This is a genomic window from Desulfobulbaceae bacterium (genome assembly GCA_015231515.1).
Classification (GTDB): domain Bacteria; phylum Desulfobacterota; class Desulfobulbia; order Desulfobulbales; family VMSU01; genus JADGBM01.
The window spans coordinates 1-12,231 of the sequence record JADGBM010000090.1; the positions used below are offsets into that span (position 1 = coordinate 1).

7 protein-coding genes and 1 pseudogene are annotated in these 12,231 nt (G+C 47.7%); 4 read left to right on the forward strand and 4 right to left on the reverse strand.

Annotated features, from left to right (window positions below):
• The 4 genes from HQK80_12395 to HQK80_12410 all read right to left on the reverse strand — a co-directional run.
• Positions 1–3,264 (reverse strand): hypothetical protein (locus HQK80_12395; protein ID MBF0223004.1); only part of this gene is annotated, 3,264 nt, incomplete at its 3' end.
• A gap of 406 nt (positions 3,265–3,670) precedes the next feature.
• Positions 3,671–6,403 carry a DUF5011 domain-containing protein gene (locus HQK80_12400; GenBank protein MBF0223005.1) on the reverse strand — a complete coding sequence of 911 codons (2,733 nt, stop codon included), beginning with the start codon at positions 6,401–6,403 and terminating at the stop codon, positions 3,671–3,673.
• Positions 6,404–6,783: 380 nt separating this feature from the next.
• A complete protein-coding gene (locus HQK80_12405) occupies positions 6,784–7,167 on the reverse strand; it encodes a helix-turn-helix domain-containing protein (GenBank protein MBF0223006.1) in 384 nt (127 codons plus the stop codon).
• Between the two features lie 150 nt (positions 7,168–7,317).
• Complete coding sequence (locus tag HQK80_12410) at positions 7,318–8,472, reverse strand: NAD(P)-dependent oxidoreductase (protein MBF0223007.1); 1,155 nt, start codon at positions 8,470–8,472, stop codon at positions 7,318–7,320.
• 164 nt (positions 8,473–8,636) lie between these two features.
• Between HQK80_12410 and holA the strand changes: the two genes are divergently transcribed.
• The 4 genes and pseudogenes from holA to HQK80_12430 all read left to right on the forward strand — a co-directional run bounded on the left by holA (position 8,637) and on the right by HQK80_12430 (position 12,231).
• Positions 8,637–9,848 carry a DNA polymerase III subunit delta gene (gene holA / locus HQK80_12415; protein ID MBF0223008.1) on the forward strand — a complete coding sequence of 404 codons (1,212 nt, stop codon included), beginning with the start codon at positions 8,637–8,639 and terminating at the stop codon, positions 9,846–9,848.
• On the forward strand, positions 9,824–10,495 hold the full coding sequence (locus HQK80_12420; protein ID MBF0223009.1) for a hypothetical protein: 672 nt from the start codon (positions 9,824–9,826) through the stop codon (positions 10,493–10,495). The genes holA and HQK80_12420 overlap by 25 nt, the downstream gene beginning before the upstream one ends.
• A 103-nt stretch (positions 10,496–10,598) precedes the next feature.
• Positions 10,599–10,919 carry an ATP-dependent Clp protease adapter ClpS gene (gene clpS / locus HQK80_12425; protein ID MBF0223010.1) on the forward strand — a complete coding sequence of 107 codons (321 nt, stop codon included), beginning with the start codon at positions 10,599–10,601 and terminating at the stop codon, positions 10,917–10,919.
• 85 nt (positions 10,920–11,004) lie between these two features.
• Positions 11,005–12,231, forward strand: a pseudogene (locus HQK80_12430) (AAA family ATPase).

Genomic DNA, 12,231 nt, shown 5'->3' on the forward strand with positions numbered 1-12,231 from the left:
GTTGGTTCTACAGGCATCAGAAGATGTATCACTGTTAAGTGCCCCATCATCACATTGTTCACCAACATTGTTAACCACACCATTGCCGCAGTAATGATCAAAGCCTGTGGCATTTGAGTGGCAATCCAAACAGGTAATTGGCGTGTTGGCATCGCCTACCAGAATGACTTCGGCGATATCCGCATAGGCTGGGTTGACATTTATTGTTCTAGTTGATTCGTGGCAGGTAGCACAGTTGCCACTGTTATCGATGTTGTGAATAGTGATTATTCCGCTCCAGCTCAAATCATGGTGACAGTTATAGCAAGGCTGCTGGCCAAAAGATATGGTCTCAGAGGTATCACCTCCAGCAATTACTTCATGTGAATTTGTACCATGCTGGTGTCCATCAAAATAAGTTGTGTGGCAGGTTTGACAATCACCGCCCAGAGGCACTGCTGGTGCTCTGAGTTCGCCAGTTGAAGCGTGACAGGTAGAACAGCCGTTGAGATCGTGAATGCCAAGCACCAGGTCAGCTTCACTGTGACAGCCGGTAATTCCACAGCTTGGGGTCAGGCTGACTTCTAGCGAATGACTGAACTCAATGGGCAGACTGCTGTGCAGATCAAACGTACCATGGCAGGTAACGCAGTCATTTTCGATGCCAATGGCAGGTTTACCTGTTCCCATTCCGGCTGCACTGCCAATGAGGACACCACTGAGTGCATGGCAGCCAGTGCAGGGACCAATGCCGAAGTGCGTTGAATAGAGAGGATCTCCGTCGTGGCAACTCATGCATCCTGGATTTCCTTCAACTTTGCCGAGATGATCATCGTCTTTGGAGTGTCCTAACTTATCGCCTGGGATACGTGAATCCGCACTGAAGAAAGAGGTGTCAAGTTGGGTGTGGCATTCAATGCAATCAAGAAGGCCGTCCATATCACCTGCGGTGTCGGGGTTGGGAAGCCCCGCTCTCAGATCTCGGTGCTGTTGCCTGAACAAGGCCTCATGGCATAAGAGGCAGTCATTTGAGTGTATATCGACTGTGCGATCCCCGATATGGCAGCTCACGCAGCTGTCCGTTGGTGCTACCGAACCGTTCATGCCCAGTTCTGAGTGGCTTGGGTGATTGTGCAACTCTTCTGGATGACAGGTTGAACAGGTGTTAGGAACGCCATTAAGGTCGGCAAAGCCGTGTCCAACCGCACTGCCGATGAGATATCCCTGGTCATCGTGGCAGTACGCCAGGCAGTTGTTATAGTTGGCGGGGAGAGTTGCGGGCGGAATAATAAGGGGAGAGTGTACGTCCAGAATCAAATAGGGTGAGTCTGGGTTGTTTTGGCCTTCATTATGGCATAACATACAATGGACATCCGCATCGGCAGGTTCTGGTGTGACAAGCCCGGTAGTTCGATGATCGAAGGACACAAATCTGCTGATATCATGCAGCGCAAAACTGGAAGTATGGCAATTTGTACAATCTCCAGGACCGTTGATTGCGGTAAGACTTTTAAGTGCCCCGTCAACTCCATGACACATGTCACATGAGCCGTTAACGGTGTAGTGAATGCTGTCGATAATATCTTCTGGTTTATTATTGATATCGTACCAGTGGCAGCGGAAGCACAACCCTGTTCCTGTCACTGTCACCTGGTTTTCGTGGGTATATTGTTTAGGGTGTGCTCGCCAATAAGTTGCAATGGTGCTGTGGCAGTGTTCGCAATCGCCTTGCCCAGAAACTGCTGACCCGATAAGTTTACCGGAACCATCATAGGTGCCTTTGGCGGTAAGCTTGGTGCCAGAATAGGTGCCCTGATCCACTACGGTTAACTCGTGGCATTTAACGCATGGATCAGAAGGCACTGACTCACCGGTATGAATTTCGGCAACAATATCTTTACCCGCATGAAAATGGCAATTATTGGTACAGCCATATGTAGCGATTAACTGTCCATCGTGTCCGTCAAAGCCATTGTCAGGGTTATTGTCACTGTCAAAGGCCTTGGGGTGATTTGAGAAATCGCCGGCTATATCGTCAGGTCCCGGACCATCGGTATCATGGCAGTCATAGCAGTTGCCAGAGGCATGTGGTGAGCTTGGCCATTTATTGCCGGTACCGGTTGATACCGCACTAATAAGCTGCGGGGCCTCTGTGTGGCAAGTGCCACAGGTGCCATTGTGGGTATCTACCACAAAGTCTTCACTTGCTAAATGGCAGTTGGCACAGGTTGTTCCTGCACTACTAAGGAATGTATGGTCGGCATTTATTGGTTTGAAGCCTTCTGCAGTAGGATGGCATTCATTGCAAACAGTGCCGGAGTTGTGGTCAATAACCGCGATTCTGGCGCCATCAGGATAGTCAATATCCTCTGGATCAGGTCGTTGTCGGTCATAGTTGTGATAGCGTGTGTAATAATGGCAAACCTGACAGATTCCCTCTGGAGGGTTACTGACAGGGTCGGCAGGACCACCGATAAGACCGGAATCGTATTGTATGCCTGAATCAAAAAACTTAACGCTCATTACACTTGTGTTGGGTGTGAGGATTGACTGTTTTAACAACTGACCATAAAAGAGGGAAAACTCGGCGTCGGGGCTAAAGGTGTCCGGAATTTCGCCTTGGACGGTTATCGTTCCGGTGCCACTGGGTGTTCCCGGGATAATGGCAAGGCTCTCTACAGCACTGTTGACCTCAAAGGTGCTGCTGCCTGCAGGGTCGTTAATATACAGAATGAGGCCCCTGGTGCCGTCAGTTTTTACCGACCAAAGTGCCGGGTCAAGCCAGCCGGGCCTGGCATCTGCGTCAACATAATCAAACGTCGTTGAGTGGGATGCACTGTCATAACTCATGGTTGCTGTGCCGCGTTTTCCAGTTGCCAGATAGAGATCAGTTACGACAGAGGGCTCTATGGTGAGCCAATCAAGTTGGCCTTGTAAATGAGGGTCGTGGCAGTCAACACAGGTTGTCTGCCAATCGCCAGCACTCTGCTTGTGCATCAGATCCATGGTCTCAAACGAGTGCGAAAGTTTGTTCGGAGCATATCCGCCGGAACCGTGGCATTTATTGCAAAGATCGTCAGCAATTAGAGAGTAATCAGATCGGCTTTGGGCTGGAGAGTACGTCCACCACAGTGAGTAGGTATGACAATCACCGCAGCCGATTTTGTTACTCTCATTATGAGGGGCATCAATGACCGATGCGGATGCGGCTGATATGCTTAAAAGAGTTGCCAAAAAACCTGTTAATAGTAAAAATCGTACAATGTTTCTGTCTCTGCATTTCATAGGTTTCCTCTTTTGGTCAGTTGAAATTATATAAATAAAAGTCTTGATGATTATGGTATTAGGCGTGTTTGTGGTGCTCACCAACGCTTAACATCGATTCGGAAAAACAGTATAATACATTAATTAATATTACATGATTTTTTTTTTGGAGAGGGACTGCTGGGGGAGTGTCGTTATTTGCTGGTGGTTTTATTTGAGGGTGGTGCGAGTTACGCAGTGTGGAATGGAGAAACGGCTCTTTTTAGGTGAGGAGAGATATCACTAGTAAATTTTTTTTAATTATTTTTTGTTAACGACAAAAAAAAGGGCTGGACTAAATAGTTTTTACGTATTTAAACCAGCCCCAGCACACAAATTTAAGGTATCACAGTTGCGAAACGATTATAGCCTCCGCGCGATCATCCTGTCATGGAATGACGTTCACTGTTCGGGTTGCCTGGGTCGCGGGGTTTCCGGCATCGTCAACAACGTCATAGGAGACGATATATGCTCCAACAGCGCCGACATCAACAGAGCCAGTCACTGTGGCAATGAGGCCGGTAGAGACGTTATCTGTCACTGTTGAGCCCGGATCAACATTGGTTGACCGGCTGGAATCGTGACAGGTAGCGCAGCCGTTGAGGTCATGGATGCCAACAACAAGATCGGCTTCAGCGTGACAGCCGGTAATTCCGCAGCTTGGTGTCAGGCTGACTTCCAGAGTGTGGCTGAGATCGATGGGTAAGGTGCTGTGTTGAGCAAAGGCGCCATGACAGTCCATGCAGTCATTGTCGGTGCCAACAGCAGGTTTGCCTGTTCCGCGACCGCTGGCACTGCCTTGCAGCTCGCCAGTTTGGGTGTGACAGTTTCCACAGAGAATACCTCCAAAGCCCCAGTGAACGTCATAGAGAGGTTCCCCGTCGTGACAGCTGCTGCAGCCTGGGACGTTGTCGACCTTACCAAGATGGTCACTGACTTTCGAATGACCTAGTTTGTATCCTGTAGTCCGTGAGTCGGCAGAGAAAAATGAGTTGTCGAGTTTAGTATGACATTCAAGACAGTCAAGATGGCCGTCAAGATCTCCGGCTGTAACAGGGTCAGGAAGCCCCAGCCTCATGGTGGCAATTTGTTGACGGAATAGGGCCTCATGGCATAACAGACATTTGTTGTTATGAACTACGGTTGTTTTCTCGCCGTCATGGCAGCTGACGCAACTGGGTATGTCAACCAAGGTGCCATTCATGCCGACTATGGTGTGACTTGGGTGACCGGAAGCATGGTCAGTATGGCAGGTTGAGCAGGTATTGGGGCTGCCGTTAAGATCGGCAACACCGTGCCCGGCTGCACTGCCGATAAGGAAACCCTGATCGTCATGGCAGTAAGCACAGACATTAAAATTAGGGTCGGGAACTTCGAGGGGGGCCAGTATCGGTGAATGGACATCATAAATCATGTCGGCCCCGCCAGGGTTGCTTGAACCTTCGTTATGACAGAGCATACATTCCACTGCAGAGCCTACCGGTTCTGGCGTGACTAAGCCGTAAGTCTGGTGGTTAAAAGTCCTGAATTGGCTGGTGTCATGCAGATAGAATTCGGAGCCGTGGCAGTTGGTACAGTCACCAACTCCATTGCTTGCTGCGAGGCTTCGCAAGGCTCCCTGGTTTAAACCGTCATGGCAGTTTCCACAATTGTTGGCATGAACAATATCTATGATAAGTTCTGGAGAACTTGGGTTGTACTGGTGGCAGCGGAAACAAAGGGCGGTTCCAGTGTCGTCAACCTGGCCTGCGTGTGATGCCTGCTTGGGATGGTTTTTCCAGTTTGTGGCGATGGCAGTGTGGCAGTTTGCGCAATCACCCTGGCCGGCAGTTGCAGAACCAATAAGTTTTCCGGAACCGCTATAGGTCCCTTTGGCGGTAAGCTGGGTGCCGGAATAGGTGCCCGGGCTTAATTCTACGAGCTCGTGGCACTTAATGCAGGGGTCTGAAGGCGTTGGGCTGCCGGTGTGGATCTCAGCAACAATATCCTTAGGAACACGAGTTCCCCCAGAGTCGTTTGAGTGGAAATGACAGTTGTTTGTGCAGGTAGTAGTGCTCAGCAGTTGACCATCATGGCCGTCAAAGCCGTTAACTGGGTTGCCGTCGCTGTCGAAGGCTTTGGGATGGTTGGTGAAGTCTGTGGTGATATCGTCAGGTCCTGGGCCATCGTTGTCATGACAGTCATAGCAGTTGCCGGCGGCATGGGGTGTACTTGGCCATTTACCACTTGTACCAGTTATTACCGTTTCGAGAAGAGTTGGTGCTTCTATATGGCAAGTTCCACAGGTTCCGCTATGGGTATCTACAACAAAGTCTTCACTGGCTAAGTGGCAGTTGGCACAGGTTGTTCCCGCACTGGTCATAAAGGTGTGATCTGCATTAATCGGTTTAAATCCTTCTGCGGTTCCATGGCACTCATGACAGGCGGTATCTTGGTTATGCGCAGTAACTGGGATTCTGGCGCCGTCAGGAAAATCAATGTGTGCAGGGTCTGGCTGTTGGCGGTCATAGTTATGGTATCGTGAGTAGTAGTGGCAGACCTGACATATGCCTTCGGGGGTGGCTCCTAGCGGATCAGCAGGGCCACCAACCAAACCAGATGAATAGGTGATGCCGGGATCAAAAAACTTCACATTCATGACGCTGGTGTTAGGGGTGACAATTTGTTGGCGTATTAATTGACCGTATAGTAGTGCAAAGGATGAACCGGAAGAAAAGGAGGCTGGTACCTCTCCTTGAACCTCTATCGTTCCCGCTCCATTGCCTGTTCCCTGAACTATGGGGTTTGTTTCGACGGCGCTGTTAACTTCAAAAGTGATGCTGCCACTCGGATCTTCAATAGTAAGAATCAGGCCTCTAGTTGCGCCTGATTTTGCGGCCCAAAGAGCCGGATCAAGCCAGGCACTCTGGGCATCTGCTTCCGTATAATCAAATGTGGTTGTGTTGGTTCCGGGATCATAATCAACTATTCCGTTGCCACGTTTTCCGGTCGCCAGGTACAAATCAGGCTTTAAAGAGGGATCAATAATAGCCCAATCGAGCTGGCCCTGTAAGTGCGGATCGTGACAGTCAATACATTTTGTCTGCCAGTCGCCAGACTTTGTTTTATGCATTTCTGCCATTGTAGCAGCCGAGTGTGAAAGTTTGTTGGGGGCGTATTGGCCTGGACCGTGACATTTATTACAGACATCATTTGAGATTTGCGCGTAATTTGCCTGGTTGCCTGCAGGAGAGTATTCCCACCATAGTGAGTAGGAGTGGCAGTCACCACAGCTTATACGATTTGTTTCATTATGTGGGGCATCAATTACAGAGGCAAAGGCCGGTGAAAAACTGAAAACTATGCTAAACCAAAAGAACAGGAACACGATCTTTAGAGAGTCAAAGGAGGCTATGTTTCGAAAATAGTGGGCGGGAAAGGATGGGTGTTATGGGCAGCCATCAGCGGTGGATGAGCGAATATCTAATACTGTTTGCAGTTGCGATCAGTTTACGACAGCGGTTATCTCTTTGGCAAGAAGGACCTAATGACTTCGCACTCTTTACAGATTTCCATTTTTTTATGCCAATCGCTCTGGGCACTGCACTCGCAAATCGTACCGTTGATGAACCAGCATAGTTTCCCGGCTTGAAACTCCCAGGCTGGGCAAAGTTTCTTTCTTTTAGGTGGACAGTTTTTGATTACCCAGCATGGCTTGAGGGAACCCTCTGGAGTACGGTTTCGTGAGAGCAGGAAAAGTATCTGCCGTTCGGCATGGGCGGGTATTTTTCGCCAGCCTTGCTCATAACTGTGCATTGTTTTAATTGAAACGCCAAGCAGCGCGGCTAACTCTTTTTGGGTTTTATCGAGTTCTTTGCGAATCTGCTGGAATTCTTCCTTTTCCACAAGCCTACTCCTGCTGAATAGTTGGGTTAACGTTCCTGTGAATTGATGGTCGAGAAACTACGTTACTCATCTTTTACTTTAACACCGGAATGAAAATGAGTGTTGTCTTGATAAGGAATTGCTTAAATTTAGTCAAGTATAATTTTGTAATTAGGAGCCGTTCAGATCTGAAAAATCAGTAATGATTTCGCTCCGATTTGCTTTGACAAGATCCAATATATTCTGGGGATCGTTGATAAAGGCGTTGGTCTGTGTTTTCGGAAGATAAAAGGACTCGTTATAGGTTTCAATGAGATTGAGATGTTCCCATCTGGTTAAATAATACTCTATCATATGTGGGAGTTCAGTGAAAACTGTCGTGTCTTTATCGACTAACCCATAGCTGGATGCTGCAATCTTGGCCGATGAAAGAGTCTGGCTATGGTAAAAATTTTCTAAGAATATAAGCTCAGCGGGCATTCGAGCCTCAATGCTGATGATACTGAGTTTGCGCATAAGCCATTTAAGCCATGTCTTGGCGGTTATGGCAATCGAGTATGGAATATATATCTCTTTAGGCAGGTTTAGCTGGAGGTACGATTTTATAGTGAGAATAATCTGGGCCAGTTCCACAGGTTCCGGGTCTACAAAATTATAGGTTTGGCCGGAGAACTCATCTCGATTGTTCAACACGTGCAGAATGAATGGCGGCAGTTTTTTTGTGTTCGAAGATGAATGCTTTACCCCTTTCTGGGTCATCATGAAAGGGACTGCATGGTCAGCGACAGAGAGAAACAGGCGATGAAAACCTTGTATCTTGTGGTCATGTTTGCCATAAACCACTGCTAAGCGAATCACGGTGTAATCCAGGCCTTCTGATTCCCCCAAGTGCTTGAGTGTTAGCTCGGCCATGAGTTTTGATTTTGGGTAATTACTCATAGTTGGCTGAAGCTCTAGCAACTGGTCCTCGTCAAGGTTATCCCCATGCGGCATTGTGGCTGCAGAGCTGATGTGGATGTAGGGAATATTGAGCTTAATGGCTGCTTTGGCAAGATTTACAGTGGCAATGTAGTTGGTCTCCATTGCTATGAGCGGCCCGGAATCAATTGAGGCAATTGCCGCGTTGATAATAAAATCGGGCTTTATTTTTGTCAGATATTGCTTAATGTCTTGGGCAACGCGCAGGCTGAGTTTTTTGCTGTTTGGCGCCAGTACCTCAATGTCCTGGTCGACGTGGGTTTTAAAGTAATGGGTGAGGGAGCCGCCGATAAGACCTGAGCCTCCGAGCAACAGGCCTACTTTTTTCTTGTTGTCTTCGATGCGCATAGTCTTTAAGTTGATTAACCGGCTTCTGTTGGCGAAAAAGTGATTGCTATTTATAAAAAGCTGATTAAACCCAGAAAATAAACGATTGGGCGATTTGCTTCGCGGAATTTGTATTTCCACAGTATATTTTTGACAGACAAAGGTCAATTTTTTTTGAACGAGCAATGGCAACCTATAAAAGAAACGATATAGATAAAATGCTGAAAGCGGCGGGCCAGGGGAAGGTTAGTAATCTTTATCTGCTGGTTGGTGATCGGTATTTGTGTAGTCAGGTCGCCGACCGGCTTATTTCCCAGCTTGTTCCTGATCAAGCTGCCAGACAGCCTGTTAGCCTGATCGACGGAAACCATGAAGACCCAGTTAAAACTCTGGCCTCTCTGAAGACCTACAGCCTGTTTCCAGGAAAACAGATAACTCGCGTTTCCGATACACGTCTTTTTCATTCGAAGGCGGTTGCTCAGGCTATTACAAAGCCTCCGGAGATAAACTCGTTGAATGATCCGGTGACTTCCCCGGAGGGCAGTGTTGAAAGCCAGGCCCCAGAAAAAGATCCGGCAGATCTTTTTAGAGAGGCCTTTGAGGCGGGAATACCTGAGAACAACATACTTATTCTTCTGGCTGAGGCAGCTGATAAACGGAAAAAGCTGTATAAGTTTATTGACAAAAACGGTGTTGTGGCGGATCTTTCTGTGGAGGGGGGCAGTTCCAAGGCGGCTCGTACGGATCAGGAAGCAGTACTGAGATCCTTGATCAGTGAAACGTTGACAGAGTTTGGCAAGCAAATAGAACCGCAGGCGGTAACGGTGCTTTTGGAGCGGGTCGGATTTCATCCGGTCGCTGTGGTTAGGGAAACGGAAAAACTCGCCTTGTATGCAGGGGAGAATCCTGTTGTAACCTTGCAAAGCGTCAGGGAGATTGTTGGTAGAACTCGTGAGGATGCCCTGTTTGAACTCACTGAGGCCTACTCTGAACAACAGTTGATCAAGGCCCTTGTCATAACACAACGGCTGTTTAACGATGGCGTTCATCCCCTGGTTCTGGTTTCCGGCCTGCGTAATCATCTTAAAAAACTGCTGCTGGTTCGATCGATTCAGGAGTCAGAACCCCCGTCCTATGTGCCCAATATGAGCTATGCTGTTTTTCAAAAGGGTTATTTGCCGGAGTTGAAAGTTGCCAAAGAAGAGTGGATTGGGTTGTTGCCGGTTCACCCTTATGCCTTGTTCATGATGTTTAATAAAGCGGGGCAGAATTCAATAGCATCCTTGGCAGAAAAATTAGCTGAACTGCTGAAAGTAGAGCATTGTTTGAAGAGTTCATCTGTTTCCCCACAAATATTTTTCGAGAGGTTCTTATGGAAGAGTTTAACTGTCAAGTAGTGGCAGAAAAAAGGATAGGCGGATTCTGGGTGAAGCGAGCAACGTGGGCGTTATTTCTTGCCTTGCTTATCGTTTTGAGCTCCTGCTCAGTGATGCGCGACAGGTACATTTTTCCATCGATCCCCGAGTTCTCGGGCACGAAGAAAGACGGGTTGGTCGTCTTTCAGGCATTGTCAGAGGATTTCTTTGTCAACAATGAAGTTGGAGTACACCATGTGGGTGATCGGCAGCAAAAGCTCAAAACAATGAGAGGAGAGGTTGCAAAGGCGCTCCAGGCCTTAATTACCTTGAGACTGACTGAGAAAAAACATGCTGTCCGGGTAACCGATAAGAACTTATGGGATTTGTCGATAGGCGACTTGGGGCGTCAGGCTGATAATATGACTATAATTGGCGGCCATATTCGCGTGTTTATCTTACAGGCCTCGACGATTACCGCTCGGGTGAAAACCGAGTATGAGTTTGTTGTGGAGGTTGATTGCTATATCGGGAAGGTGGGTGAAAAAAAAGTTGTAAAGAGGACGGTGCGGTATGTTAAAGAAATGCTTAACATCTCACACAGTGAAAAAACAATGAACGCCTTGCTGGATAGTTTTTTGGAAGAGGCTGCCTTACAGGTAGCTGAAAATATTGAGTCCTATTTGTAGTTTAGGTGGTCTGCTCAAACTGAAAAGCAGTGCTTGTGTTAATAAATTATTTCGAGCTAAAATAAGAGGGTGTCAAGGGATCAGGATCTCTGGCAGGAATGCGATGGGAAATGAAGATATAGTCAATGGCCATGAAAGCGAAATCATCGACAAAGAGCGCCAGAAAGTCGAGGAACCGCCACTGTTTAAGGTGTTTTTGCATAATGATGACTATACAACCATGGATTTTGTGGTGATGGTTCTTGAGGCGGTTTTTAATAAAGACGCTGTGGCGGCCACCGAGATAATGCTTAATGTCCATAAAAAAGGAGTTGGTCTTGCGGGAGTTTATACCCGGGATGTAGCAGAAACAAAGGTTGCTGTGGTTCATGATATGTCCAGAAAGAATGAACACCCGCTGCGTTGCACCATGGAAAGGGTATGACGGGAAGGCAACACACTTTGTGGCTGCACGATATGAAATGTGGTTGGTTGTTTGCGATTCTCTCCGATGAAGAGGCTTGGCTTATATGATTAGTACGAAACTTGAAATTGCACTGGTGATGGCCATTCGTGAGGCCAAAGCCCATAAACACGAACATGTCACTGTTGAGCATATTTTATATGGGCTGCTGCATGATGAGTTGGCTGTTGCCGTAATTAGAGGATGCGGGGCGAGTTTACAGGGTCTTAAGGAGAAGCTCGATGAGTTCTTTGCCAAGGAGCATCTTGGCGGACGTGTAAAAGAGAGTGGCGAGCCCTTGCAGACTATTGGCTTTAACCGCGTGCTCCAAAGAGCCATTGCTCATGTGCAGAGCTGTGGCAAAAGAGAGGTTGATTCCGGTGATGTACTGGCTGCGATTTTTTCCGAAAGAGATTCGTATGCGGTTTATTTTTTGCGATCGGCTGGGCTGATGTTGTTGAATACCTCTCACATCGCATTGGCGATAAAGCTGCTGACCGGCACGATGATGAGGGTGGATCCGAAAATCAGGAAAAAGAGGCCCCCAAGCAAAAAGAGTCTGCCCTGGAAAAATTTACAGTCAATTTTGCAGAGCAGGCAAGAAAAGGCCGCATTGACCCGTTGATTGGACGTGAGGATGAGTTGCAGCGTGTCATGCAGATTTTATGCAGAAGACGCAAGAACAATCCGCTTTTGGTTGGCGAGCCTGGCGTTGGGAAAACCGCTATTGCCGAGGGTCTTGCCCTTGAAATACATAAAGGCAATGTTCCTGATCTGCTCGATGGCATGGTAATTCATCTTCTTGATATGGGCTCTCTTCTTTCAGGAACAAAATATCGTGGAGACTTTGAGGAACGACTCAAGCAGGTATTAACAGAGGTCAAGAAGGCGGGAAACATCATACTTTTCATTGATGAAATGCATACCATTGTTGGTGCTGGGGCAACCAGCGGAGGCAGCATGGATGCCTCTAATCTGCTCAAACCATCCTTGCAGGACGGCTCTTTAAAATGTGTCGGTGCGACAACGTATGAAGAGTACAAAAACTATGTTGAAAAAGACAGAGCCCTGTCCCGCAGGTTTCAGAAGGTGGATATAGAGGAGCCTTCAGTCGATGAGACCGTAGCTATTTTGAAAGGCCTTAGGGGAAGTTATGAGAAGCATCATGGTGTAAAATACTCAATGACAGCCCTGCAAGCCTCTGCCGAGCTTGCCAGTCGTTATATTAATGATCGATTCTTACCTGATAAAGCGATTGATGTTATTGATGAGGTTGGCGCAGCTTTTCGGCTTA

Excerpts from the sequence above, each read along its gene's own strand:
- HQK80_12400 (MBF0223005.1), bottom strand. The coding sequence starts at position 6,403 with ATGGCAGAAATGCATAAAACAAAGTCTGGCGACTGGCAGACAAAATGT.
- HQK80_12410 (MBF0223007.1), bottom strand. The coding sequence starts at position 8,472 with ATGCGCATCGAAGACAACAAGAAAAAAGTAGGCCTGTTGCTCGGAGGC.
- holA (MBF0223008.1), top strand. The coding sequence starts at position 8,637 with ATGGCAACCTATAAAAGAAACGATATAGATAAAATGCTGAAAGCGGCG.
- HQK80_12420 (MBF0223009.1), top strand. The coding sequence starts at position 9,824 with ATGGAAGAGTTTAACTGTCAAGTAGTGGCAGAAAAAAGGATAGGCGGA.
- clpS (MBF0223010.1), top strand. The coding sequence starts at position 10,599 with ATGGGAAATGAAGATATAGTCAATGGCCATGAAAGCGAAATCATCGAC.